This is a genomic window from Anaerostipes caccae L1-92 (assembly GCF_014467075.1).
In the GTDB taxonomy this organism is placed as follows: Bacteria; Bacillota; Clostridia; order Lachnospirales; family Lachnospiraceae; genus Anaerostipes; species Anaerostipes caccae.
The window spans coordinates 1,860,929-1,885,818 of record NZ_AP023027.1 but is presented as its reverse complement, the minus strand read 5'-3'; the positions used below and the strand labels follow the sequence as shown (position 1 = coordinate 1,885,818).

Here is a 24,890-nt window from a genome sequence, read left to right as displayed (position 1 = left end):
GAGGCACAATGAAAGAAATCGTATTGACAAGGATTGATGACCGGCTGATTCACGGACAGGTAATGACTTCATGGCTGAACTATACAGGAGCAAATAAAATTATGGTGATCGATAACGGAACTGCCAATGATACGTTCATGAAGACTGTATTAAAAAACGCAGTTCCTTCCAATGTGGGACTTGGACTGTTTACGGTTGAGAAAGCGGCGGCCAGGCTGAAAAGGGGATTTAAACAGGGAGATAAGGTCATTATTCTGGTAAAGTATCCGGATACGGTGCTTTCATTGATTGAAGAGGGGGTGGAATTTGAACATTTAAACATCGGAGGAATGGGGGCAGCTCCTGGACGGGAAAAGTTCTACAAAAACATTTCTGCGACAGAGGAGGAGAAAGAGATTCTGAAAAAGATCATTCAGTCTGGCTGTAAGACAGAAATCCAAATCATTGCAGAGGACGCAAAAGTTGATGTATCAAAATTACTTTAAAAAATGTGTGGGAAAGGTGGAAAAACTATGAATATTTCATTATGGCAGGCAATCTTAATCGGTGTTGTCTATTATCTGGGAATCACAGGTACCCCATGGCTCACGGCCCTGGGAAGCACCATTATTCAGAAACCATTGGTAGCGGGTGTGCTGGTAGGATGTATTATGGGAGATCCCGTACAGGGAGCTATTATCGGTGCAGCGATCCAGCTGCCGTTCATCGCTTACATTTCAGCAGGCGGGGCACCACCTACGGACCCGGGTCTTGCAGGAACGCTGGGAACTGCGCTGGCCATCGCAGGAGGAGTCAAACCTACAGCGGCCATTGCCATAGCAGTGCCGATCGGACTGCTGGGAACCATCATTTGGGTGATTCATATGACGGTAGATGTGTTTTTTGTCCATGCCATCGACCGGGCAGCGGCAGAAGGAAACATGAAAAAAGCGAAATTTCTACATATAGTGCCGCCTCAAATCTTTGCTTTCTTCCTTGGCTGTATTCCGGTAGCATTGGGCTGTTATTTTGGATCCGGTGCTGTCACAGATATTATCCATGCATTGGAGGGAAGGCCGCTGCAGGCACTGGAGGTGATCGGAGGACTCCTCCCGGCAATCGGTATTGCCATGAATCTGCGCGCTATCAGCAAACCGGGCATTTTATTGTGGTACATCCTCGGATTCATCGTTGCTGTATATCTGAATCTTGAGACCATGCCGATTGCCATTATTGCAGGAATCGTAGCTTATATCTATACATCCATCATTGCTAAAATAGACGATGCGGCAGTGCCGGCTATGGCGGGCGGAGCCGGTCCGGATGATGACTTTGACGATGATTTTGAATAAGGAGGGAAGGAACAATGGCAGAGAAAAGAGCAGCATTGAGCAAAAAAGATGTGGTAAAGGCATTTTGGAAATGGACGTTTTTTTCACATTCCAACTACAACTATGAGCGGCTTCAGGCCAGCGGTGTTTTACAGTCCATGTCTCATCTTCCGGAAAAGTTATATCCGGATAACAAAGAAGAGCAGAAGAAGTTTATGGAACGGCATATGGCATTTTACAACACAGAACCTCATTTTGGCGGTATTGTCAACGGAATGGTCATCGCCATGGAAGAAGAACGGGCGAACGGGGCGGAGATTACAGATGATGCCATCAACAGTGTAAAGACCGGTCTGATGGGGCCAATGGCCGGAATCGGAGATACCCTGTGGCAGGGAACGCTGACACCGATTTTGCTGGCTGTGGGAATCAGTATTGCATCCGGGGGAAATGTCATGGGTGCTGTGGCTTTCTCGGCCCTGATGGCTGCCGTAATGCTTCCCATCGCGTACTTTATGTATATGAGGGGTTATAAAACTGGTAAGACCGGAGTGGAGGCGATTTTAAGCGGCGGAAAGATGAAGCAGCTGATCTCGGCAGCGTCCATCATGGGTGCAACGGTGCTCGGTTCCCTCACAGCCAACTATGTAAGTGCGGCATCTACAATGAAAATCAAGGTCGGCGCAACCAGTCTGGCGCTGCAGGCAGATGTGCTGGATAAACTTCTGAAGGGAATGCTCCCTCTGGGAATTACACTGCTGACCCTTTATTTACTGAAAGACAGAAAGATGAAATCGACAACCGTTATGCTGATCCTTGCAGTTTTAGGAGCAGTTTTAGGATTGACAGGAATCCTGGGATAAGGAGGAAAATGAAAATGTCTGAGACAATGAAAACAGCGGTGTTCAGGGATGTAAAGAAGATTGAACTGGAAACCTGTGACAAGCCCGGGGCGGCAGGCAATAAAATACTTGTAAAAATAGACGCATCGGCCATCTGTACGTGGGAACAGAGGGTTTATACCGGAGTGAATAAGGTAGAGTTCCCATTCATCGGAGGACATGAAATCGCAGGACATATCGTAGAACTTGGAGAAGATGTGGACCCGGCGGAATGGAACATCGGAGACAAGGTTGTCATAGGAGCTACGCTTCCCTGCCGCAACTGTTATTACTGTAAGACCGGAAATGAGCAGAGCTGTGAACATTTTAACCACAGTGCGCATTTGGAAGGAATGCCGTACCATGGAATGGGCGGTTTGAGCAAATATATGCTTGCGGCTCCGGAATGTCTGTTCAAGTATGACAATGTGGAGCCCGAACAGGCAGCGGTGATCGAACCGGTTTCCTGTGTTGTCCACAGTGTGGAGACAGCGGATGTTCAGCTGGGTGATACTGTTCTGGTCATTGGGTGCGGCATTATGGGGCTTCTTCACACAGCAATCTGTGCCAAACAAGGGGCGGCAGTCATCGTATCTGATGTAAACGAAGAGCGAACTGCTTTGGCTTTAGAGCTGGGAGCAAAATTTGTGATCAATCCGGCAAAGGAAAATCTGGCAGAACGTGTCAGTGACATCACCAATGGAAGAAAAGCACAGGTGATTTTTGACACCACACCGATTCCTTCTGTTGTGGAGGATGCATTCCAGTGTGTCGGAAATACAGGAAAGATTGTGTTATACAGTTCCATCCACCCGGCAGAACCCGTACCGTTTGATCCCAACTGGGTTCACGGAAAATCCATTCAGATCCTGGGAACTGCCAATTCCAACAGCCGTGACTTTATGCGGGCAGCCCAGATGGTTTCCTCAGGAGTACTGGACCTACGTCCTTTTGTAAGTGAGATCTATGAAGCAGAGGACATCAAACAGGCCTTTGAATCGGCGGTAAAGGGAGATAAGTTCAGGGTTGTTGTAAAATTCTAGAGTAATACAGACTACAGGCTTTTTGTACGCAGCGAGGTGAAAACATGAAACAGAAAGAAAGACAGCTAAAGATACTGAATCTGCTGGATGAAGAGAAGGAAGTTTCCGTGGAGGATCTGGCCCAAAAATTTAATGTCTCTGCTTCTACCATTCGAAGGGAATTAAACAATATGAATCAGCTGGGTCTTATTATACGGACTCACGGCGGAGCGCTGGTGCAGGTCAATAAGAATGATGAGATCCTGGATCACACAAAGCGCAGGTTCCATAATTATCATGAAAAAATGGAGATCGCTAAGAAAGCGGCTTCCTATATCAGGGATGATGACTTCGTCTTTCTGCACAGCAGTTCCATCACGGATCTGATGCCGCCTTTCCTGACAAGCAAGAATATCACTGTCGCTACCAATTCTCTCAATATTGCCAGGAGCCTCAGCAGCAGCGATGACTGCCAGCTGATCCTTTTAGGCGGGATTTACTATAAATATGCAGAAGCCATTGAAGGGACAATGACCGTGGAGCAGATTCGTTCCATGCACTTTCAGAAATGCTTTCTGGGAGCCAATGGAGTGGACCTTCAAATGGGATTTTCCACTATCACAGAATTTGAACTGGGCAGCAAGGTTGCAACGATTGATGCGTCAGATGAAACATTCTTTTTATGTGAGCATCAGAAGTTTGGTCGGAAATCGGCTTTTCAGATTGTGGCTTTAGACTGTGCAGACCACATCATAACGGATTCAAAATTGACTGGTGATATCTATGACAAATACATACCCGCCTGCCATATCATTGTGTCCGGAAACAAAAAGAACTGAGATTAAAAGGAGGAAACAACATGTTAGTAAACAGTAAACGTATGTTAAATAAAGCGAGGGATCTTAACTACGCGGTCCCGGCAGCGGATGTATTTAACTTGGAATCACTGAAAGGTGTGCTGAATGCGGCAAAAGAGTGTGACAGCCCTCTGATCATTGCCCTGGCGGAAGTACATGCAGAGACACTCCCGCTGAAAGAGTGTGCACTGCTTGTCAAATATTTTGCAGAAAATATGGAACAGGATATTGTCTTACATTTAGATCATGGATTTACTCCTTCCCTGGTGAAAGAGGCCGTTGACTGTGGATTTACTTCTGTCATGTTTGACGGATCAAGTCTGCCTTATGATGAAAATGTAAGGGTCACAAAAGAAATTGTGGAATATGCAAAAAAACATGATGTCACAGTGGAAGCGGAGATTGGCCATGTAGGATCCGGCGCGGCAGGAGCCTCCAGTGAAGTGAAAGAAAGCGCAGGAGAAGACACGACAGAATTAACCACGGTGGAAGAAGCGGCAGCATTTGCAGAAGCTACAGGAGTAGATTCCTTAGCCGTATCCATAGGAACAGCCCATGGAAATTACGTGGGAACACCGAAGCTTGATTTTGAAAGATTAAAGGACATCAGAGCAAACATTAAAATTCCGCTGGTACTGCATGGAGGTTCAGGAACAGGATATGAGAATCTGAATAAAGCTGTATCCCTTGGAATCAGTAAAGTCAATATTTATACAGATTTAATGAATGCTGCCAAGAATGCGTATGAACAAGAAATAGAGAACATGGACTACTTTGAGTTGTGTGCGGTTTCCCAAAAGGCAGTCACAGAGAAGCTTAAAGAGTATTATGAAGTGTTTATGACAAAGAAAAGCCGTGAATAAACCATCAATGGAGAGATGCGAAATGATCTATATTTCAAAAGAAGATGTTTTAGCAGGATATTTAGAAGAACGGGGACTTCTGAAAACAGAGTCCTCCTATAAGATCCACTATTGCCGGGGCGGTGTTTCCTGCACGGTTGCCTATGTGGAGATCGATGGCCGGCCAATGATCATTAAACAGGCATTGGAGCAGCTGAAAACAAAGGATACCTGGCTCTGTGACCCAAACCGGATGTACATCGAATATGAGAGCAATAAGATCTATCATGACCTTTTGCCGGAGAATGCACCGGAAACATACTTTTATGATCAGGAAAATTATATCTACGGTAGAGAAGCCGTGCCGGACGGATGTCTGATGTGGAAGGATGACTTGATGAAAGGCATCATCGATTACAAAGTGGCCGAAAAGGCAGCTGATACACTGGCAGCCGTTCACAATCACTGCGCAGGCAATGAAGAGATTGCCCGTTTATTTGAGAACAAAGATGTTTTTTATGCGCTCAGGATTTCTCCTTATATCAATTTTACAGTGACAAAGCATCCGGAAATCGCTGAATTTGCACAAAAGGTTTCTGATGAAATGATGGAAAGCCGGATCACATTGATCCACGGAGATTATAGTCCGAAAAACATAATGGTAACAGAGGATGGCATGAAAGTATTAGACTATGAAGTGGCAAATTACGGACATCCGGCATTTGATCTGGCGTTCCTCTCCAATCACTTTATCCTGAAAGCAGTGAAGTTTCCTGAACGCTCCGGCAAATACCTGGATCTGCTTGACTATACGGTGAAAAGGTATTTCCATGCTTTAACCTGCATGGACCGGCAGGAGTTTGAACATTCCTTTATCCGGACACTGGCACTTCTGATGCTGGCAAGGGTTGATGGAAAAAGTCCTGTAGAATATCTGACAGAAGAAAAAGAAAAACAGGAGCTTGTCAGGAGACTCAGCCTGACCATGATCAAAAGCAATACGGATACATACAATGAAACAATAAACATGCTCAGACAGCAATTGAGATAAGGAGGATGTTCCAGTGACAGATTATTTAATCAGCAAGGTCATTGCACGGCAGGTAATAGATTCCAGGGCAAACCCTACGGTGGAAGTGGATATTATATTAAACTGCGGTGCAGTGGGAAGAGGTACGGTTCCGTCCGGGGCCTCTACCGGGGCTTATGAAGCCCTGGAACTGCGGGACGGCAAAACAGAGTACGGCGGAAAAAGTGTCCGTCAGGCCATTGAAAATATAGAACAGTTCCTTGCCCCGGCCCTGATCGGCAAAGACGCTACAAAGCAGGCGATGCTCGATCATTTCATGATCGGCCTTGACGGAACTGAAAATAAAAGTAAACTTGGTGCAAATGCCATTCTCGGCTGCAGTATGGCCATCGCTCATGCGGCTGCAAATGCAAAAAATGAGCCTTTGTTCCGGTATCTTGGCGGAGTGAATGCAAAAACAGTTCCGGTTCCGATGATTCAGATCATCGGCGGCGGAGCCCATGCCAAAGATTCGATTGATATTCAGGATTTTTTGGCAATTCCCCTGAGTGCGGATACATTTGAACAGGGCATTGAAATGATCGCAAATGTTTATAATGGCACAAAAAGAGTATTTGAACAATCAGGGCGGCCGTTATCCATCGCTGACGAAGGCGGTTTCTGGCCCACAGACTTTACCTGTAACGAGGATGGTCTCAGACTCCTTACGGAAGGGATCAAAGAAGCCGGTTATATTCCCGGAAAGGATATTGGGATCGCTATGGATATTGCAGCCAGCGAGTTTTATGACAGAGAACGCGGAGTATATAAATTCACCTTGGAAAGGCAGGAGTATACAACCCCTGAATTCGTTGATCTGCTGTGTGAATGGGCAGAGAAGTACGCCATTGTATCTATGGAAGACTGCTGTTCAGAATTTGACTGGGAAGGAAATAGGCTGATCACCGAAAAATTGGGCCATAAAATACAGATCATCGGTGACGATTTATTTACGACCAATATCAAAAGGATTCAATATGGAGTTTCTCAGGGGGCATGCAATTCCGTACTGATCAAAATGAATCAGATCGGCAGCATCACAGAGACACTGGATGCGATCGAATGCACAAAGAATGCAGGATATCTTCCGGTGGTCAGTGCCAGAAGCGGGGAGACTGAGGATGCAACCATCGTGCATCTTGCAATCGCAACAAACGCAGGACAGTTGAAGGTAGGATCTATTGCCCGCTCAGAGAGGACTGCAAAATGGAATGAAGGCATCCGTATGGAACAGGAGCTTGATTCTATGGCAGAGTATCCGTCCGGATCTATCTTTGAACGGATTAAGAAATCATATACGGAGGTATAAAGATGTATCAGTTATTTATCGGCGGCAACTATGTAGATGGAAAAGGAAAAAAGATCGACGTGATCAATCCGGCAGACAATACAGTGGTTGACTCTTTTTGTTCTGCCACAAAAGAACAGGCAGAAGAGGCATTGGAAACCGCACAGGAAACATTTAAAACCTGGGGTAAAACTTCCGTGATGGAGCGATGCAGACTGCTGTCAAAGTTTGCGGACTTGGTGGAGGAGCATCAGGATGAGATTTCCAGGTTAAATTCTTTGGAGACAGGAAAACCATACGGAGAAGCATATGGAGACACAGGTTTTTGCTTGAATGTGCTTCGCTTTCATGCAGAAGAGGCAAAGCGGGTCTATGGTACTACTTTAAATGATTATAACTCGCAGCGCGGAAGCGTATATCACATGGTGGAGAAGCGTCCGGTAGGAGTTGTTGTCGGGCATCTGGCATGGAATTATCCTATGTATAATGCGGCGTTAAAAATCGGTCCGGTCATCGGGTCCGGATGTACGGCAGTGTTAAAACCGTCTTCACAGACTCCTCTTGCAACTCTTTTCTTAGGAAAACTGATCACGGAAGCAGGAATTCCGGATGGAGTGATCAATATCCTTGCCGGGTCCTCCTCAGAATTAGGATATGCCCTGAATTCAAGTACGATCCCACGGCTGATCGGACTGATAGGTTCTACGGATACGGCATTAAAGGTCATGAGTGACAGCGCAACATCTGTAAAAAGATTTTCCTTTGAGCTGGGAGGAAATGCCCCTACGATCGTGTCTGAGAGCGCAGATCTTGCGGCAGCAGCTGACACCGTTGCATCTATGAAAATGGGAAATTCAGGCCAGATGTGTGTGGATCATAACAGGATCTATATTCACGAGTCTGTCTATGATCAGTTCTGTGATATGATGCTGGAACGTTTAGAGAAATATAAGGTCGGACAGGGAGCAGATGAGGGCATGATCATAGGACCTATGATCAACCAGTCCGCCCAGAAGACTATGGAAGACTTGGTTGAGGATGCTGTAGACAAGGGTGCGAGACTTGTACTCGGCGGAAAGATCCCGGAAGGAATGCCGGAGGGAAGTGCTTTCTTTGAACCTACTTTATTGTTAGACTGTAACCGATCTATGAAAGTCTACCAGCAGGAAATCTTCGGACCGATTGCTGCCCTGTCTAAGTACAGCGATTATGATGAAATCCTTGCGGAAGCTGCGGATACGGACGGAGGACTTTCTTCTTATCTGTTCAGCCATGATACAAAGGAAATCGCAAAGGCGGTGGAGATTTTTAATTCTGGAGAAGTTTTGATTAATGTGGACGGAATTGGAGATGTGGAATTCCTCCCCCACTGCGGAATTGGTAACTCAGGCCTGGGGTGTGATAATTCTTTGTGGTCACTGGATGAGTATTTCGAACTAAAGAGAGTAAAGATTATTCCTTGAACAAAAGAAGCTGTTCAAAGGTAACACCTGTCTCACCAGTTTATGCAAGTGTGTAACTGGTGAGACAGGTGTTTTTAATGTTTCATTTCTTCCAGCATAATAGACTGGTGCAGATAACCCAGATTTTCTTTTAGGAACTTTACAAAGCTGTATCCTCCGGCCTGATATACATTGTGAAACTGTGCCCATACGAAAAGCAGTGTGGTTTCCATCGTGATGATTCTAATGAATTTATGAAAAGGATGTTTTTTGAACCGGCTTAACGTATGAGACTGAAACATAATATGCGGCAGTTCATCACGGAGCATCTGGGTGCAGATACTTTTTAACGCAGGGGAGTCTGTGCTCTTTGACAGGGCGTCATAATAGGTCAGGGCGATCATTTCAGCTGTTACAAGTATGGTGATCTCACATCTCAGTCCCCCTGCCTGCCTTAATTTCCGGAAGACTTTATCGGGAAAAGATGACTTGGCAGGTTTGATGTGGTGATGATCCATGAATTTTCTTAAATATGCGGAGTGCCAGTTTTCTTCTTTGATGAACCATAGCATAGCTTCCCGGTATTCAGGAGCACCATGTTGATGTATGTATGCTTCCACTGTGTTCATGAGATGTCTGCCGTCGGAGCCCTCGCCTTTTTGGAAAGCCCGGACGGAGGGAGTGATGAGCCTTCGTTCTGAATCTGTCAGAGGCAATTCTTTTGAAAAATCGATGTGGAGTCTTTGCTGGTCATTGGATTTAAAGTAGGAAATCCAGTCTTTATAGTTGTATTTATTCATTTTTGATTTTAATAGATTGATCATGTGGGCTCCCTTTCATATGTTATCTTTTGGATGTTAATTGTATTTTACCATATACAGCAGCAGTGTGAAAATCGATGTCTGGATACAAATATGATATACTCAAAGAAAAGTTTGAAATTATCTATTGACCCTCACGGGGCGTCATAGATTAAGTTGGATATATCAGGAACGGGAGGGCAACAGCTATGAGGACGGTAAAGGAAATATCAGAAGTAACAGGTATCAGCGTGCGCACGCTTCACTACTATGATGAGATCGGACTTTTAAAGCCGACGAGCAAGAGTGATGCGGGATACCGGCTTTATGACGATAAAGCGTTGGAAACTTTACAGCAAATCCTGTTTTTCCGTGAGTTTGATATTCCACTGAAGGAAATCAAAGCTGTTATAGAAAATCCGGCTCTTGAGAAAAATGAAATTTTGCAGGTACAGAGGAGAATGCTGGTTTCTAAGAAAGAACGAATGGAGCGCCTGATTGCCAGTATTGATGATATTTTGAAAGGAGATAATAAAATGGATTTTGCAGTTTTCAGTAAACCGGAAATAGAAGAAATGTTTGAAGCCATGCTGGATCATATGCCGGATGAAATGCGTCAAATGGCCATTAAAGAATTTGGCGGTGTAGAAGAGTGGAGGAAACATTACATTGAAGTATTGTCCTCAGAAAAAATGCAGAAGAGCTATGCAAAATTAGTGGAGTGGTATGGCGGTAAAGATGAATACTTGTCTGTTGTGAAGAACCCTGTCAGCAAAGAAATTGCAGAAAGTTTTAATAAAAGAATAGAAGTGATATTGCAGAAGCTGATTGCTAAACGTGGTTGTCCTCTGGATTCCTTTGAGGTAAGAGAAATTGTCGGTGAGTACGGATTTGTAGTGAAACAGCTTAGTCAGATGAAGGAAGAGAGGGAGGGTATGCTTGCCACCGCACGCTTCTATCGGAATGAACCTTCAAAGTCTAAATTGGATGAAACGTATGGAGAGGGGGCGGCAGAATTTTTTGCTGAGGCGATTGAGGCTTTTTATGAAAGAAGTGATGAGCATTAAATTATCAAAAGCTTGGTGATGAAGAAAAAGTTGAGAAAATAGAAAAGAATAAAACACAAGAGATTTAGCCTTTCATAAGATGCATTTCTCTTGTGTTTCTATTTTATTGACATATCTGAAAAATAGCATACTAAAATCCAATTATAAGGTGAAATGCAGGGATAATATGGTATAATTAGGGTGTCTCCCAAAGGGCAGACACCTGGAAAGGATAGAAGGATTATGATATACATAACAGGGGATACCCATGGACGGTTTGAACGGGTGGAGCGGTTCTGTGAAAGATTTGGGACAAGCCGTGAGGATATATTGATTATACTTGGAGATGCAGGGATTAATTTCAATGGTGGCCGGCATGACCAGATGAAGAAGGAGTTTTTGGAATCGCTGCCGATTACGATTTTTGCTATCCACGGGAACCATGAGCAGAGGCCGTGTACGATTGGGACATATAAGGAAAAGATGTGGCGTGGCGGAACGGTGTATTATGAAGAAGAATACCCGGATTTGTTGTTTGCGAAAGATGGGGAAGTGTTTGAACTGGATGGAAAGAAAGTCATTGTGATGGGCGGGGCGTATAGCGTGGATAAAATGGTCCGGCTCATGTATGGGTATGGCTGGTGGCCGGATGAACAGCCTTCGGAGGAAATCAAAAAGGATGTGGAGCGGAAACTGGAAGAGCTGGGGTGGAAGGTAGATGTTGTGCTGAGTCATACCACACCGCTGAAATATGAGCCGGTGGAGGTGTTCCTGGAAGGAATTGACCAGAGTAAAGTGGATAAGTCTACGGAAGCGTGGCTGGATAGGATTGAAGACAGGCTGGATTATGGAAAATGGTATTGTGGGCATTATCATACGGAGAAGAAGATTGATAGAGTGGAGATAATGTTTGAGAACTTTGATATGTTTTGCGGTAGGATATAATTACTATATCCAATCATTCCATCTTTTTTCTGGAGATTCTCCTCTATACAGGTACATGCTATACCGCAAAGTATCTAAAAACAATCTTTAAAGGAGGACTATAGAATGGACGTAACAACAGGAACTTCTTCAGCCGAAAATCAGAGTGAAGAAAATCTTGATATGATGAAAAATATGTTTGAAGATTTTTATAAAGTAATGGAAATATATTTTGATAAACAAATCATATTTCCATATATGTTTTTGAACGACATACAAGAAGTTTATGATGGTGAATATGATGAAGCTAATATATATATGTTAATGCTGTGCGACAAATTAGAAATAGTAGAAGTAGTAGAAGAAAAGCTATATATATTAGTAATTTATAAAAATGTGGCAGATGGCAATAAAAAAGAGATAAAGTTATATTATAATACTTTTTTAGGCATTGACATTTCGAAAGAATACGTAAAAACTAGTGTTGAGAAGTTTGGAATAATATTAAAAGTAGAAATTGAAGAGAATGCATTTACTTGTTTAAAAAATATGATGGGAATGCCATCAGCTATATCTAATGTTTTTAGACTCAATATATATGATTTAATCTCTATATGTGAGAGAAAAAAGATAACATATGATGATTACAGGGTATTATATATAGGACAATCGAATCCTCGATCAGAGTATAGAACTATTTTTGATAGACTGAGAAAACATGAAAAAGTCACAAGTATATTTAGTGATTATAATTTAGAATATAGAGATAAAGAATTAATTGTTTTTATTTTGCATGCAAAATCGAAGTTATATAATTTTGCCAGTTTAGTATGTTTAGGAAGTTCGAAATGGCAAGAGTATGATTCTGTTGGGGATAAAATAGATGACACAGCAATAATTGATGTTGCAGAAGCAATGTTAATATATCATTTAAAACCCCAGTATAATATTAAACTAAAGGATTCAATTCCTAATATTAATATGAAGATATACAATCAATTAATTTCGGCTGGGTTAAAACGAATAGAAATTGGCATAAACTTGTATATGCAAACATATAAAAAGCGTATTAACTTATTGACAGAAGAGCAAAAGATAAAAACTGGATTTAGAATACTTAAATGTGATCTAACAGAGTTATTTCAAAAGAAACAGGAAGCTGAGATTGTTTATGAGGATTTACCAGATTATATGTATGATATTATCCAAGGATAAATTATTTTGAAGAGTGGATAGTGAAAAATATTTATAGATATAAGGAAATGTAACAATATGATAAAAGTACTATTTATCTGCCACGGCAACCATTTGGGTGTGGGGTTCGTAACGGCTGTGGATTGTCAACAGAAAACAAGAGCTTTCCGGGAATTGGGACTGTTTGGATTATGGTTCTGGCTCCCGGTTTTTTATTGCCCTTTTTCCCAGACAGTAGTCTGTTCAACCTTGTTACTACATTAACTGCTTTTTGGCACCAATTTCACCTCTCTCCAAGTATAAAGAAAGCCCTCGCAGGAGAAGCTTCCACGAAGGCTGCAGGTCTCTATGCAGTTTTGTTATAAGCAGAACTCTGATCGATGCGGAAATGGTATGCAATCTGATAAATTGCACATCTGCCGTTTTCTAAGGCGTTCTGCTGGGCGTTTTTTTGATTCATTACTCCACAAGCACTATGAGATATGGTAGAATAACCACAGTAGTAAAAAACCTTGATTTCTACTACGATTGACGTCGTCAACTTGTCTCACTTTGCCTCGTTTTGCTCATTATGTGAAGCTTTCAATATAGAGTAAATATATGAATGATGGAGGATACGTAAATGATAGAATTTATTTCTAATGTCATTGGAATACTGTCTGATAAGCAAGCAGATACTATTATAGCTATTATAGGATTCATGAGTGCTGCTGTTGTGGCTATAATTGGTTTATTTGGTTCTGCATTAACTATTATGTTAAACAAGAGAAGCGAACGGAAAGTAGAACTCAGGAAAATTAAGGAGAATCAATACATTGAATTTTTGGGAAGCATGGCAGAAGCTAAAATAGCTAACATCAAAGAAAAACATGAAATTAATAAACTTTTATCATCAAGAATACAGACGATATATCTCATTGGAAATAAAGAGGTTCAGAAAACGTTGCATGATTTTTTGAATATTTTTACAACTGGTAAAGTTACGAAGGATGAACAGAATAAATTATATGGGGCACTAATCGAAGCAATGAAAAAGGATTTATATGGGAAAAAAGAGATTTCTTTAGAGTCAATATCGTTTACAGTATTTAGTGATTAGATAAATACTAGGTAGAATTAGATTTCTTTGATTTTTCTATTTTAACCCGACTATATATTAAAGAAATGAGGTAAGCGCTTAATTTTGGGGTAACTACAAATCTACCATTTCTCATTCATAATGATAGAAAATAGTTTTTTGCTCCATCAACTTGATAAGAAGTATAGATGTGAAGTTTTGAGAAAGGATGAGAACGGGAAAGATTTACCGCAAGAAGATGAACAGTTTTTATGTTATGTGTGGGAATGTTATTTCAAATTTTTATGTGATCTCAAGAAAAAAGAATCAGCTTATTAAAATCGGATATAGGATATTTTATGGTAGGCTAATTGGGCAGAGTTAAGGAAACTTTTAATATCAAGAGCAGTGAAAAGTGCATTTGGAGATTTGGCAATAGAAATTATTACTTATATGAAACCCAATATGGTGATTATACAAGAAAATATTATTTAATTGCCGTAATTTTCCAATTTTGCTACAGATTTCAGAAAACTGTAGGACTTAAAGAAAAGCAAAAAAGTGCGTAAAGTAGGGCAAAACGAGGCATTTTAGGAGGAAAATTAAAATGATAAAAACACTTTTTATTTGCCACGGCAATAGTAGCACTTCGGAATTTAATATGTTATACTAAACATCGAAAATTTATCAAGAAACTGAGGAAGAAGATTATGAAGTTACAGCAAGTACTAAGCTATGTCCGCCGGGCCGTGGACGACTATCAGATGATACAGGAAGGGGACAAGATCGCAGTCGGCATTTCCGGCGGCAAGGACAGTCTGACCATGCTCTATGCCCTTGCACATTTACGCATTTTTTACCCAAATAAATTTGAAATCCATGGTATTACCGTAGATCTTGGATTCGGAAATTTTGACATAACTCAGGTAGAAAAACTGTGCGAAGAACTGAAGGTGCCGTATACTGTTGTGAAGACAGAGATCGCAGATGTGGTTTTTGAGCGCAGGAAAGAAACAAACCCATGTTCTCTTTGTGCTAAGATGAGAAAGGGTGCATTGAATGAAAAGATAAAAGAACTGGGATGCAATAAAGTTGCCTATGCCCACCACAAAGATGATCTGGTGGAGACGTTTTTGATGTCCATGCTGTTTGAAGGGCGGCTTCACTGTTTTTCACCGGTGACATACCTGGACCGGATGGATCTTAAAGTCATTCGGCCTTTGATGTACATGGATGAAGCAGATGTGATCGGATTTAAGAATAAAATGAACCTTCCGGTGGAAAAGAGTCCTTGTCCGATGGACGGCTATACAAAGAGACAGTATGCAAAAGAGACCTTAAAAAAATTGGATGAAGACCATCCGGGATCGAAAGATCATATGTTTCGGGCTATGATCCATGGAAATCTTGAAGGATGGCCTGAAAGACAGGAACGAAAAAGATAAAATACAAAAACAATCAACCAAAAAGACAAGATGCCTATTAGAGTAATTTCTTGATAGATATCTTGTCTTTTTGATTTTAACAATAATTTGAGTTTGTACCACAACAAGAACGAAGCAGCTGCAGTAAAAAATATATCAGGAGAGTAAAATGATGATCTCTATATCTATACGCAAAATACTAATTTAAATTATAGATAGAGGGGAAAAGCTCTTTATTCTACTGTTAGGATCATTTTCTGGCATGGATAATCAAATACTGTGAGCAATTCATCATCTTTGAATCCGCAGGCATGATAACAATTTCGTGCCGCAATTCCTTTCTTATCTTCAGATGTAAATGTCACCACCTGAATTTGATCTCCAGGTTTAAAAGCCAGGATCATTTTTTTAATAAGTTTTTTTGCTGCACCTTGCTTTCTGTAGTCAGGATGTGTGGCTAGGAATTGTAATTCCTTTTCCGTCCTTGAAAATAATAATAAGCAGGTGATTTCTCCTTTATCATTCATTGCCGCAAGGGCTTCTTTGTTTTCGATGCAGTATTTTAGAGCTTTCCTGAATTCTTCCTCCTTGTAGCCTGCAAAATCTGTTTTGACAATTTCGACAAATTTCATACAAGACTCTATATCATTTTTTTTGACCAAATTTATTTCCATATTTCTACTCGCCCTTTCGCTCTCACCATACTGTTATTCCATCATACAAAAAAATCTGAGTAAATTCAATTAATACTTGCACTCTTCGATAGAATCCGATAAAATACTTCTAGCGGGGTATGGCTCAGTTTGGTTAGAGCGCACGGCTGGGGGCCGTGAGGTCGCAGGTTCGAATCCTGTTACCCCGACTTTTTAATATTTTTTAACGAGAGCCGGCAGGCTTTGGCCAAGGGATTATCTGACGGATATAAAATCACTGATTGTGATTTCCGTTGGATATTTTTTCTTTTGATGAAGAGAGGGGAAATTAGAAATGGAGTATATAATAGATGCCTGCAGCGGAAAAAGTATGAATGTATCGGCAGGACAAAAAGTAACGATTATTGATCTTGAAGGCGGACAAGTCGTTGATTTTTTTGCAGAACATAAAGAAAATTCAGAGGAATTTCTATCCACCGGAGTCACAATAGATTGTAATGAATCTTTACGTCTATCGGTCGGAAATCATATTTATTCAAATCTTTATCACCCGATGTTTGAAGTGATTTATGATGAGGTTGGCGAGCATGATCTGCTTCACCCATGCTGCCGCCCTGAGATGTATGATTTCTTTTATCACAATGGAGAAGGACATTCAAATTGTTTAGATCATATTAATCACAGTCTGGATAAGAAAAGACCAATCATTCATCCGGTAAATATTTTTATGTATACGAAAATTAGTGCGGATGGTTCTATTTCGGTCAGAAAGCCCCTGTCAAAGGCGGGGAACAAGATAATTCTAAGAGCTGAAATGGATATGCGTCTGGGCATTGCCGCCTGCAGTGTATCTGAGAGTGAGTGCAATAACGGAAAATGTACTCCAGTTAAAATTCTTATTGAAGACTGATGAATCAAATTTGATAATACGGATAAAGAAAGAACCGGGAATAAGTGACTCCCGGTTCTTTCTTTATAAATCATCTTTACTTCTCTTCTTCTTCTTTTTCCACCTGGCGGATTTCTTTTGTCTCTATTTCTTTCCGTATCGCACAAATAAAGTCGTCTAAGGACATCTGTCCTTCATCTCCCTTGAATCTGCTTCTCACGGAAACTGCCTGGTTCTCTTCTTCTTTTCCGCCCACAACCAGCATATATGGAATCTTATGCAGCTGTGCCTCACGGATCTTGTAGCCCATTTTTTCGGCTCTTGTATCGATCTCTGCACGGATGCCGGCAGCTTTTAACGCATCGAGGACTTTTGTTCCGTAATCTAAATGCTTATCAGAAATCGGAATGACTTTTACCTGCACCGGTGCCAGCCAGGTTGGGAAGGCCCCGGCGAAATGTTCGATCAGGATTCCGATAAACCGCTCGATAGAACCAAATGCTACCCGATGGATCATGATCGGACGGTGCTTCTCTCCGTCTGCTCCTGTGTAGTGCAAGTCGAATCTCAGCGGAAGCTGGAAGTCTAACTGAATGGTTCCGCACTGCCATGTCCTTCCGATGGAATCCTCCAGATGGAAGTCGATTTTCGGCCCGTAGAATGCTCCGTCGCCTTCGTTGACTACATAGTCAAGGCCAAGGTCATCCAGTGCACTTCTCAAAGAATCTGTTGCCATCTCCCAGTCTTCGTCACTTCCCATGCTGTCTTCCGGACGGGTTGACAGTTCTACGTGATATTTAAATCCAAACAGGCTGTAAACCTGATCGATCAGTGCTGCAACACCTTTGATCTCGTCTTTGATCTGCTCCGGCATCATAAAGATATGGGCATCATCCTGTGTAAAGCAGCGGACACGCATCAGTCCGTGGAGCTGTCCGGATTTTTCATGACGGTGGACTAAACCGAGTTCACCCATACGAAGGGGCAGGTCACGGTAAGAGCGCGGCTCTGACTGGTATACTAAAACGCCGCCCGGACAGTTCATCGGTTTGATCGCAAAATCTTCTTCGTCGATCACAGTAGTATACATATTTTCCTGATAGTGATCCCAGTGGCCGGATGTCTCCCACAGATGCCTGCTCAGCATGATCGGGCTTGAAATCTCAACATAACCGGCTTTGTTATGGATCTCTCTCCAGTAATCAAGTAAAGTATTTTTAAGAACCATCCCATTCGGCAGGAAGAACGGGAACCCTGGTCCTTCATCTCTCATCATAAAGAGTCCCAGTTCTTTTCCAAGCTTTCTGTGGTCACGTTTTTTGGCCTCTTCCATCATGGTCAGGTAATCTTTCAGCTCTGCTTTCTTTGCAAAAGCAGTTCCATAGATCCTGGTGAGCATCTGGTTCTTTTCGTTACCGCGCCAGTAAGCACCGGCAAGGCTTGTCAGTTTAAAAGCTTTCACTGGTTTTGTTGTCATAAGATGAGGTCCGGCACACAGGTCAATGAACTCTCCCTGCTGATAAAAACTGATCACTGAATCTTCTGGGAGGTCTTCAATCAGTTCTACCTTATATGGCTCATTCCTCTCTTTCATAAAAGCAATGGCTTCTTCTCTCGGCTTTGTAAAGCAGGTGATTTGAAGTCCTTCTTTTACGATCTTCTTCATCTCCGCTTCAATTTTTTCCAGGTCATCCTGTGTAAAAGGAGTATCCTTTTCCATATCATAATAAAATCCGTTGTCAATGGAAGGGCCGATGGCAAGCTTCGTTTCCGGATACAGGCGTTTGACTGCCTGAGCTAAAATATGGGATGCCGTATGACGGAAAGCATGTCTTCCGCCTTCTGAATCGAAGGTGAGAATGTTCAGTTCACAGTCATCTTCGAGGATTGTCCTTAAATCTACCACTTCTCCGTTCACTTCGCCTGCACATGCTGCTCTTGCAAGTCCTTCGCTGATGTCTTTGGCAATGTCAATGACAGACATACTCTGGCTGTATTCTTTTACAGAACCATCTTTTAAAGTAATTTTCATCTTTTTTTCCTTTCTTACTAAAATAAAAAAGTCCCATGGAAAAATTCCATGGGACGAGTTATCGCGGTTCCACCCTGGTTGCCTTTCTGTGAATGATACAGAAGGCCGCTTATATGGCGGTAACGGTGCCGGCCGGGCTGGTTTGCAGCCGCTCAGAGGTGGTCTTCATCTGCTTTGGCTTAGAACACTTACACCATATGTGTCCCTCTCTGAAAGTTTTCACAGACTACTCTTCTCTTCAGCGCTTTTTCTTATTTCTAAAATATTATAACACCGATGAATTTTGAAATCAATCCTCAATTTGCCTGGATATGATCTTCTGTGCGGGAATAATCGGTAATTCCTTTTCCTGCGTTTGGATGCTTTGAGGAATAAATCTGATCTGTCAAAAAAGTCCCCAGCAGCAGTATACAAAGGATGACCAGCAGTTTAGGCTTCAGCTTTTGGATCTGATTATCAATGATTGGGGCAAGGAAATAGACGATTGCTATGCCTCCAAGTCCAAAAACAAGCAGTCCTTCCGCACAGACTCTTCCCTGGATATTCAGAAAATATCCGCTGTAGTCCCACCATTTTTGTCCATGATGTACGGTTTCGAGAAAAACAGAAGTAAAATATTCCACACATCCGCACAGCACAACTGCAGAAAAGAATTCAGCAACAGGCCGGCTTCGCATTTTATGTAAGAGCGTAAGGATCAGAATACTGCCTACACCATAGATTGGAAGCCAGGGACCGTGAAGTACGCCCCGGTTTACAAAGGTACCATCAGAGATTAAATGCAGGCTTACCTCCCATACCCATCCGATAAATGACAGGATAAAATAAATCATGATCAGAGACCAGATGGTATAATTGCGCATATAATGCAGCGTCTGAATCTTTCTGCGCTTTGTATGTTCAGGGAAATTGCTTAGTCTTCCGGGATATGAAATTTTTTGAACAGCGCCGGCAAGATCCTGGAGCCTGATCTGCTCTGACTGATATTGTTCATATTGTTGATACGCATTGGAATTGACCAGAATTACGCCGAAATAGTCAGATAAAAATCTGCCGATTCCTGTGCGGCTGTCTTTGAAGTTCCTGGTTTGTTTCAAAACAGGGATCACGTCTCCATATGCCTGCTCGATTTCTCTTTCCCCTGCAGTTTCAAAGAGATAACGGTCATTTAATAAGTCTGCATGTTTTATCTGTCGGTCTTTGGCTTCTTTTCTGAGCTGTGTGTAATACTCACAAAATACTGCAGTTTTATATGGGCTGGAGTATAAGACTGCACTGATGCCAAGGGTCATAAGTTCGAGGATGTTCCATCCGAAAAAAGACAGTTCAAATACAAAACACTGCCATTTGTGTCCTCTCATCATATTTCTTGAAAGGGAAATAGCCTCCCTGGAACCGATGCCCGGGTTTTCCGCAACAATATAAGGGTACCAGATAATAAGAATATTTCTTGATCGGACCGCCGATGACCGTTAATCCCCATAAAATCTGATAGACAGCCATGAGAAGCATCGTTTTTGCGGCCTGTGCCCACTTCCTGACCCTTAGCAGATAAAGAAAACGATGGGCTGGAATCTGACTGTAAATGCGCCCCTCCAGAAAGATTCTTCTGGATATGACGGAATATGTATTTACGATAAATACCCAGAAGAAACACACGATGAGGATACTGAGGATCAAAAGGACTGCCAGTGCAGCGTCTGTAGAGCCAAGGAAGGAATTTAACCCGGAAACTAAGGTTACAACAATGGATCCGGAAGTTACAGCGTTAAATGCCTCGGCAAAAACACCCCGGCTCCGGCCAAATGCCGGATTTCCGTGTTTGGCAGCCTTTACTTCTTCTTTTTTTATTTTTTCTGATTTCTTTCTTGCCTTTTTTGTACCGCCTGTAAACAAGTCTTCTGTAACATCGATGATCCCTTTTTGCACTGTTACGGTACCGGATGGGGAAACTTGTTCTGAAGTGGGAGAATAGGTTTTGACAAACTTAAGAGAGCCGGTGAACTCGGTCCCAAAAAATGCGGCAATCAGGCAGACGGCAAGAAACATGATATAATGCTTTTTTAATGACTGTCTGCCCAGCTGCTTCATTTCTTTTCTTGAAAGCATGGTTTTCTCCTTTGTATTCAAAGCTGTATTACACAGGCCTGTTGATTGAGAGGATTTCTTTTTTGATAATCAAAGAGAAGGAGTGTGTCTTTCCTGCATCCGCTGCCATAAACATCATACCGGAATTTCTCAATGTGGGCCATCTTGCGCATATTCTTTTTCGCATACGCGGATAAAGATGGATTTTTGGACAGTACTTCATCATAGAGATCATACAGCTCCTCTTTCCCCACAGAATAATCCCCGGCAAATCCGGGCCGGTTTTTCACATTTTCCCGCAAGTACAGATCAAAGGTTAAGTATTCCTTATAAAAAGATTTTTTTTCTTTGATGCCGGGCAGTCCTGAAATAAATTCATCCAAAATTTCATATCTGGAAATACGGGAATGCTTTCTCTTGTGATAGCCGTTTTGTAAATAGAATTCCCCGAGACTTTGGTACATATCAAAAGGTGTGGAAAATTCGTGTTCCAGCTGTCTCATCGTATAAGTGAACTGACCGCTGTTATAGTAAGTTTCCACCATACTCTCAACAGACTTCAGCGTAAGAACGTCTTCGTAAGAGAGCCATTTTGTATAGAGAACCTCATAGGGAGGAGTGCTCTTATATACAAGTCCATAGGAATCCTTCTGCTGCTCCATAAAAGATCCTTTCAGCACTTTTAAAAATCCAAGCTGCAGCTGTTCCGGCCTTACTCTGTATACGTCGTTAAAAGAATCCCTGAAACTTTTGAGATCTTCAAACGGAAGACCCGCGATCAGGTCCAGGTGCTGATGGATATTTTGTCCATGGTTGATCCTCTCTGCAATGGCGGATACTTTGGCAAAATCCATTTTCCTGCAGATCTCGGATATCGTTTTCGGATTGGTGGACTGAACTCCGATTTCCAGCTGGATCAGGCCGGGACGCATGCCGGATATCAGATCTAATTCTTCCTCTGATAAAAGATCGGCGGCCACCTCAAAGTGGAAATTGGTGATGCCGTTGTCGTGATCCTTTATATAATTCCATATGGCCGCGGCATGTCTGTGGTTACAGTTGAACGTCCTGTCTACGAATTTTACCTGGGGAACCCTGTGGTTAAGAAAAAACTGCAGTTCTTCTGTTACGAGAGACAGATCCCTAAAACGCAGGCACTTGTCAATGGATGAAAGGCAGTAGCTGCAGGAAAAAGGACAGCCCCGGCTGGATTCATAGTAAATGATCTTATTCTGAAAATCTTCCAGATGGTGGTAGACAAAGGGGACCATGCTTAAATCCATGACAGGCCGCCATGGATTTTCTGTAATCTGATCCCGATGTCGGTAAGTAATGCCTTGAATCTGAGAGAGATCTTCTGTCTTGCCGTGATAATGGTCAAGCAGCTCCAAAAATGTTTCTTCTCCTTCTCCCCTCATGATTCCTGTAACCTCGGGAAATGTCAGGAGAACTTGTTCTGCATCATAAGAGACTTCCGGCCCTCCCAGCCAGATGGGCAGGGAGGGGAACAGTTTTTTTATCTCGCGGAGGATTCGTTCCACATATTCGATATTCCAAATATAACAGGAGAAACAAAGAAGATCCGGTTTTTGTTTGTACAGATCCATTAAAATATCGTCTGTCTGCTGGTTGATCGTATATTCTGCGACAGTGATTTCGTCCTGATAGGGTTTTGCAAAAGCTCTCAGGCAGTACACTGCCAGATTGGAGTGGATGTATTTTGCATTAATTGCAGTAAGTATAACGTTCATGATTTCTCCTGTGTTTTAAAAAATCTCAGAGCCAAACGGCATCAGAGCCAGTTTTGCGATCTTAAAATGCTGAAGCCCGAAAGGAATGCCTACAATGGTTACACACAATAAGGCTCCCATAAGGGCAGAGCCTGCGGCCATGGGAAGTCCCGTGACGATCAGCCAGATAATATTCAGAAGCATGGAACCGGCGCCGCCGCCGTAACGTACTTCTTTTCCGAAGGGCCAGAAGCTTAGGGAAGCGAATTTAAAACACTGAAGTCCTACCGGTATTCCCACTATCGTAATGCACCAGAGGCAGCCGGCAGCGCACCAGCCCAGTCCGCTTACAAAGCCTCCGCAGATAAACCATAATATATTTCCAAAACAGCCCATAGTTTTTTCCTCCTATTCCTGTGTTCTTTTGCTCTTGAAGTAGATAAAATCATCGATTGCACCGAGGATATCCTGAAAGTCTTCTCTCGGAGCCAATTCTATATATTTTTTCAGAAGCTCCCGTTCATTTTTCTTATAGGGGCCGTAAAAAATATCAAAAAGATTATGGCCCCTCAGATAAATTTTGATCTGTTCCATATGCTGCCTGATATCCTCAGATGATGTCAAAGTTCTTCCGAGTATTTCTGTCAAATGCCTGCCGCTCTGCAGGCGATGAAGATATTCCTGCCATTTGTCAAACAAAATCTCATAGAACTCTTCCTCTGTCTTTAGAAGGTTTAATTTTACCATAACCTTTGGGTTCAGGAAATAGTTTTCAAAGGAATAATACTTTAGGATCAGGACGTTTTTTCTGGTGACCTTCGGCAGAGGGTCCGCATCGGAGAAACTCCGCTCATCATAGTACCTGCAGAGCTGTTTTCCGAGGATATCCGGGTCCTTTCCGTCGCTGTCCCGTATCATCAGGAACTGGTTCTTCAGATATATCTGATTCATATACTTTAAGTTGGCATAAGTCTTAATATTCGTACAGCTGTTGGTGGTAATGATGGCGATCCGCTTTAAACGGCCATCTTCATCACAGACTTCCGAATAATACCGTTCAAGCAAAAGAGGAAGACGGCTTTTGTCCTGTTTTCCCTCCACGATAAAAACAAAATTCACATCCATCAAGTCTGCCGCTGTATAGCCAAGGTCATTTAAGATTCCGCCGATATCTGTCTTATCCCGCACAATGGAATACGCATTTTTGTCCAGCTGGATCTGCCGAATCTGCCGGCTGTTAAAGTTAAAGATCAGGTGCGGTGCATGGGTGGTAAACATGACCTGATTCTTTTCCGAAAGTTTATACAGCAGATCTCCTGCCGTTTTCTGGAGTTCCGGATGCAGATAGATTTCAGGAACCTCCATCATGATGATACATGGAATACTCGCGGACTCTTCCACATAGGCCTCCAGAAGGGACAAAATATAGATGCTGCGGATGCCTTTTCCCTGCTGCTCTACGGTTCTGGAGGCCTGATGTTCGGGACTGTAAATCATAGAATGAACCTTCAGCAGAGAATTCATATCATAATTCATATAGTAAAATACGTCGCCCACTCCGCCGTTTTTGCGAAAGCTTGTGTTGACCTTTTCCACAAAACGATCCAGGTTCAGGTGGTACAGTTTATATTCGAATAATTTGGAAGCCTCAAAGGCATTCAATTCTTCCGGCATTTTTTGATTGATCAGGCCGATGCACTGAAAACAGTGGGTGCACTTTTTTTTCCTGTCAAAGAGGCAGCAGTCGGAGCGCATCTGAGTCAGCAGCCGGTCTTCCTGGCTGATAAACAGATCCTCCTGGATCTGGGAAATATCCCGTTCCGTGTCAATATAATAAATTTTGGGAAACACCTTTGGAATATAGGGATTATTTTTCTGAAATCCGTCCTGATATAAGATCCTGCCGTTTCTGTTGGCGATAAAAGAGAACGTAAGGCACCCGTCCTGAAACGAAGGAAGCCGTTCTTTAAATCTTTTTTCCCAGACATCGTAGCGCTTATATTGGCTCACAATGCCCTCGGAATGGAGGACTTTCAAATCTTCCCGGGTAATGGAGAGTGTGATCCCTATCTCGATATTTTGTCCGGATGGATGAAAATCGTCTTCGGTGATTTGATACTGTCCTCCCACTGCTCTGACTGCATCTAAAACAGAACTTTTGCCGGCATTATTTTTACCCACGAGAATCAGAGCATTTTCAACATCAGTCAAATGCATAGTCTTGATGGATTTAAAGTTATGAATATAAAGGCTGGTTATCTGCATTGAAAGCTTCTCCGATCATATAGATATATACTATTTTATCACATTTCCGGATTTGGCAGTACTTCTTCTTCAATGCT

General features: G+C 42.4%; 23 protein-coding genes, 1 tRNA gene and 1 other annotated feature. Of the genes, 16 read left to right on the top strand and 8 right to left on the bottom strand.

The genetic code is table 11. The features are described 5' to 3' along the window. Positions 1 to 8 precede the first annotated feature (8 nt). The 9 genes from ANCC_RS09250 to ANCC_RS09210 are packed head-to-tail and all read left to right on the top strand — an operon-like array spanning position 9 to position 8,732. On the top strand, positions 9 to 485 hold the full coding sequence (locus tag ANCC_RS09250; protein ID WP_006566909.1) for a PTS sugar transporter subunit IIB: 477 nt from the start codon (positions 9 to 11) through the stop codon (positions 483 to 485). A gap of 27 nt (positions 486 to 512) precedes the next feature. Beyond that, on the top strand, positions 513 to 1,331 hold the full coding sequence (locus ANCC_RS09245) for a PTS mannose/fructose/sorbose/N-acetylgalactosamine transporter subunit IIC (RefSeq protein ID WP_039946554.1): 819 nt from the start codon (positions 513 to 515) through the stop codon (positions 1,329 to 1,331). A 14-nt stretch (positions 1,332 to 1,345) separates the two neighbouring features. Beyond that, positions 1,346 to 2,173 carry a PTS system mannose/fructose/sorbose family transporter subunit IID gene (locus ANCC_RS09240; RefSeq protein ID WP_006566911.1) on the top strand — a complete coding sequence of 276 codons (828 nt, stop codon included), beginning with the start codon at positions 1,346 to 1,348 and terminating at the stop codon, positions 2,171 to 2,173. 14 nt (positions 2,174 to 2,187) lie between these two features. Beyond that, positions 2,188 to 3,234 (top strand): zinc-dependent alcohol dehydrogenase, encoded by a 1,047-nt coding sequence (locus ANCC_RS09235; RefSeq protein ID WP_039946556.1) that lies wholly within the window; start codon positions 2,188 to 2,190, stop codon positions 3,232 to 3,234. 44 nt (positions 3,235 to 3,278) lie between these two features. Further along, positions 3,279 to 4,052 (top strand): DeoR/GlpR family DNA-binding transcription regulator, encoded by a 774-nt coding sequence (locus ANCC_RS09230; protein WP_006566913.1) that lies wholly within the window; start codon positions 3,279 to 3,281, stop codon positions 4,050 to 4,052. Between the two features lie 20 nt (positions 4,053 to 4,072). Then, positions 4,073 to 4,933: a class II fructose-bisphosphate aldolase gene (locus ANCC_RS09225; protein ID WP_006566914.1), complete on the top strand. Its 861-nt coding sequence runs from the start codon at positions 4,073 to 4,075 to the stop codon at positions 4,931 to 4,933. 22 nt (positions 4,934 to 4,955) lie between these two features. Further along, positions 4,956 to 5,963, top strand: a complete 1,008-nt coding sequence (locus tag ANCC_RS09220) for a phosphotransferase (protein ID WP_039946559.1) — start codon at positions 4,956 to 4,958, stop codon at positions 5,961 to 5,963. Positions 5,964 to 5,976: 13 nt separating this feature from the next. After that, positions 5,977 to 7,290 carry a phosphopyruvate hydratase gene (gene eno / locus ANCC_RS09215; protein WP_006566916.1) on the top strand — a complete coding sequence of 438 codons (1,314 nt, stop codon included), beginning with the start codon at positions 5,977 to 5,979 and terminating at the stop codon, positions 7,288 to 7,290. 2 nt (positions 7,291 to 7,292) lie between these two features. Continuing rightward, a complete protein-coding gene (locus ANCC_RS09210; protein ID WP_006566917.1) occupies positions 7,293 to 8,732 on the top strand; it encodes an NAD-dependent succinate-semialdehyde dehydrogenase in 1,440 nt (479 codons plus the stop codon). A gap of 74 nt (positions 8,733 to 8,806) precedes the next feature. Here the strand turns inward: ANCC_RS09210 and ANCC_RS09205 are convergent, their stop codons facing one another. After that, a complete protein-coding gene (locus ANCC_RS09205) occupies positions 8,807 to 9,535 on the bottom strand; it encodes a hypothetical protein (protein ID WP_006566918.1) in 729 nt (242 codons plus the stop codon). 185 nt (positions 9,536 to 9,720) lie between these two features. On the opposite strand from ANCC_RS09205, the gene ANCC_RS09200 reads away from it, so the two are divergent. The 5 genes from ANCC_RS09200 (at position 9,721) to ANCC_RS09180 (ending at position 15,177) form a co-directional block, all read left to right on the top strand. Beyond that, positions 9,721 to 10,578, top strand: a complete 858-nt coding sequence (locus ANCC_RS09200) for a MerR family transcriptional regulator (protein WP_006566919.1) — start codon at positions 9,721 to 9,723, stop codon at positions 10,576 to 10,578. A 222-nt stretch (positions 10,579 to 10,800) separates the two neighbouring features. Continuing rightward, positions 10,801 to 11,502, top strand: a complete 702-nt coding sequence (locus ANCC_RS09195; RefSeq protein ID WP_006566920.1) for a metallophosphoesterase family protein — start codon at positions 10,801 to 10,803, stop codon at positions 11,500 to 11,502. A 105-nt stretch (positions 11,503 to 11,607) separates the two neighbouring features. Then, positions 11,608 to 12,696 (top strand): hypothetical protein, encoded by a 1,089-nt coding sequence (locus ANCC_RS09190; RefSeq protein ID WP_006566921.1) that lies wholly within the window; start codon positions 11,608 to 11,610, stop codon positions 12,694 to 12,696. Between the two features lie 601 nt (positions 12,697 to 13,297). Continuing rightward, positions 13,298 to 13,774, top strand: coding sequence for a hypothetical protein (locus ANCC_RS09185; RefSeq protein ID WP_006566924.1), 477 nt, complete (start codon positions 13,298 to 13,300; stop codon positions 13,772 to 13,774). Positions 13,775 to 14,442: 668 nt separating this feature from the next. Continuing rightward, positions 14,443 to 15,177: a tRNA lysidine(34) synthetase gene (locus ANCC_RS09180; protein ID WP_006566927.1), complete on the top strand. Its 735-nt coding sequence runs from the start codon at positions 14,443 to 14,445 to the stop codon at positions 15,175 to 15,177. Positions 15,178 to 15,389: 212 nt separating this feature from the next. Here ANCC_RS09180 and ANCC_RS09175 read toward each other — a convergent pair whose 3' ends face one another. Continuing rightward, positions 15,390 to 15,788 carry a GNAT family N-acetyltransferase gene (locus ANCC_RS09175; protein ID WP_233441570.1) on the bottom strand — a complete coding sequence of 133 codons (399 nt, stop codon included), beginning with the start codon at positions 15,786 to 15,788 and terminating at the stop codon, positions 15,390 to 15,392. A gap of 155 nt (positions 15,789 to 15,943) precedes the next feature. Here ANCC_RS09175 and ANCC_RS09170 point away from each other — a divergent pair. Together ANCC_RS09170 and ANCC_RS09165 are read left to right on the top strand one after the other, a co-directional pair. Next, positions 15,944 to 16,018, top strand: a tRNA-Pro gene (locus ANCC_RS09170). A 161-nt stretch (positions 16,019 to 16,179) separates the two neighbouring features. After that, the gene (locus ANCC_RS09165) at positions 16,180 to 16,719 is read left to right on the top strand and encodes a DUF1989 domain-containing protein (protein ID WP_233458305.1); all 540 of its coding nucleotides are present in this window, start codon (positions 16,180 to 16,182) and stop codon (positions 16,717 to 16,719) included. A gap of 76 nt (positions 16,720 to 16,795) precedes the next feature. Here the strand turns inward: ANCC_RS09165 and thrS are convergent, their stop codons facing one another. From thrS to ANCC_RS09140, 6 genes are all read right to left on the bottom strand, one after another. Then, positions 16,796 to 18,730: a threonine--tRNA ligase gene (gene thrS, locus ANCC_RS09160; protein ID WP_006566930.1), complete on the bottom strand. Its 1,935-nt coding sequence runs from the start codon at positions 18,728 to 18,730 to the stop codon at positions 16,796 to 16,798. A gap of 46 nt (positions 18,731 to 18,776) precedes the next feature. Next, positions 18,777 to 18,981: a binding site (T-box leader), on the bottom strand. 45 nt (positions 18,982 to 19,026) lie between these two features. Next, positions 19,027 to 20,112, bottom strand: coding sequence for a DUF975 family protein (locus ANCC_RS09155; protein WP_233458314.1), 1,086 nt, complete (start codon positions 20,110 to 20,112; stop codon positions 19,027 to 19,029). Beyond that, complete coding sequence (locus ANCC_RS17615; protein WP_233458306.1) at positions 20,057 to 20,839, bottom strand: hypothetical protein; 783 nt, start codon at positions 20,837 to 20,839, stop codon at positions 20,057 to 20,059. The genes ANCC_RS09155 and ANCC_RS17615 overlap by 56 nt, the downstream gene beginning before the upstream one ends. A gap of 17 nt (positions 20,840 to 20,856) precedes the next feature. After that, entirely contained in the window at positions 20,857 to 22,569 is a 1,713-nt protein-coding gene (locus tag ANCC_RS09150; RefSeq protein ID WP_006566934.1) for a B12-binding domain-containing radical SAM protein, read from the bottom strand. A 15-nt stretch (positions 22,570 to 22,584) separates the two neighbouring features. After that, positions 22,585 to 22,944, bottom strand: a complete 360-nt coding sequence (locus tag ANCC_RS09145) for a YccF domain-containing protein (RefSeq protein ID WP_006566935.1) — start codon at positions 22,942 to 22,944, stop codon at positions 22,585 to 22,587. 12 nt (positions 22,945 to 22,956) lie between these two features. Next, positions 22,957 to 24,813, bottom strand: a complete 1,857-nt coding sequence (locus ANCC_RS09140) for an ATP-dependent nuclease (RefSeq protein ID WP_006566936.1) — start codon at positions 24,811 to 24,813, stop codon at positions 22,957 to 22,959. Positions 24,814 to 24,890: the final 77 nt, after the last annotated feature.

Coding starts and splice junctions, on each gene's coding strand:
- ANCC_RS09250 (WP_006566909.1), top strand. CDS start 9: ATGAAAGAAATCGTATTGACAAGGATTGATGACCGGCTGATTCACGGA.
- ANCC_RS09245 (WP_039946554.1), top strand. CDS start 513: ATGAATATTTCATTATGGCAGGCAATCTTAATCGGTGTTGTCTATTAT.
- ANCC_RS09240 (WP_006566911.1), top strand. CDS start 1,346: ATGGCAGAGAAAAGAGCAGCATTGAGCAAAAAAGATGTGGTAAAGGCA.
- ANCC_RS09235 (WP_039946556.1), top strand. CDS start 2,188: ATGTCTGAGACAATGAAAACAGCGGTGTTCAGGGATGTAAAGAAGATT.
- ANCC_RS09230 (WP_006566913.1), top strand. CDS start 3,279: ATGAAACAGAAAGAAAGACAGCTAAAGATACTGAATCTGCTGGATGAA.
- ANCC_RS09225 (WP_006566914.1), top strand. CDS start 4,073: ATGTTAGTAAACAGTAAACGTATGTTAAATAAAGCGAGGGATCTTAAC.
- ANCC_RS09220 (WP_039946559.1), top strand. CDS start 4,956: ATGATCTATATTTCAAAAGAAGATGTTTTAGCAGGATATTTAGAAGAA.
- ANCC_RS09210 (WP_006566917.1), top strand. CDS start 7,293: ATGTATCAGTTATTTATCGGCGGCAACTATGTAGATGGAAAAGGAAAA.
- ANCC_RS09205 (WP_006566918.1), bottom strand. CDS start 9,535: ATGATCAATCTATTAAAATCAAAAATGAATAAATACAACTATAAAGAC.
- ANCC_RS09200 (WP_006566919.1), top strand. CDS start 9,721: ATGAGGACGGTAAAGGAAATATCAGAAGTAACAGGTATCAGCGTGCGC.
- ANCC_RS09195 (WP_006566920.1), top strand. CDS start 10,801: ATGATATACATAACAGGGGATACCCATGGACGGTTTGAACGGGTGGAG.
- ANCC_RS09190 (WP_006566921.1), top strand. CDS start 11,608: ATGGACGTAACAACAGGAACTTCTTCAGCCGAAAATCAGAGTGAAGAA.
- ANCC_RS09185 (WP_006566924.1), top strand. CDS start 13,298: ATGATAGAATTTATTTCTAATGTCATTGGAATACTGTCTGATAAGCAA.
- ANCC_RS09180 (WP_006566927.1), top strand. CDS start 14,443: ATGAAGTTACAGCAAGTACTAAGCTATGTCCGCCGGGCCGTGGACGAC.
- ANCC_RS09175 (WP_233441570.1), bottom strand. CDS start 15,788: ATGAAATTTGTCGAAATTGTCAAAACAGATTTTGCAGGCTACAAGGAG.
- ANCC_RS09165 (WP_233458305.1), top strand. CDS start 16,180: ATGAATGTATCGGCAGGACAAAAAGTAACGATTATTGATCTTGAAGGC.
- thrS (WP_006566930.1), bottom strand. CDS start 18,730: ATGAAAATTACTTTAAAAGATGGTTCTGTAAAAGAATACAGCCAGAGT.
- ANCC_RS17615 (WP_233458306.1), bottom strand. CDS start 20,839: ATGCTTTCAAGAAAAGAAATGAAGCAGCTGGGCAGACAGTCATTAAAA.
- ANCC_RS09150 (WP_006566934.1), bottom strand. CDS start 22,569: ATGAACGTTATACTTACTGCAATTAATGCAAAATACATCCACTCCAAT.
- ANCC_RS09145 (WP_006566935.1), bottom strand. CDS start 22,944: ATGGGCTGTTTTGGAAATATATTATGGTTTATCTGCGGAGGCTTTGTA.
- ANCC_RS09140 (WP_006566936.1), bottom strand. CDS start 24,813: ATGCAGATAACCAGCCTTTATATTCATAACTTTAAATCCATCAAGACT.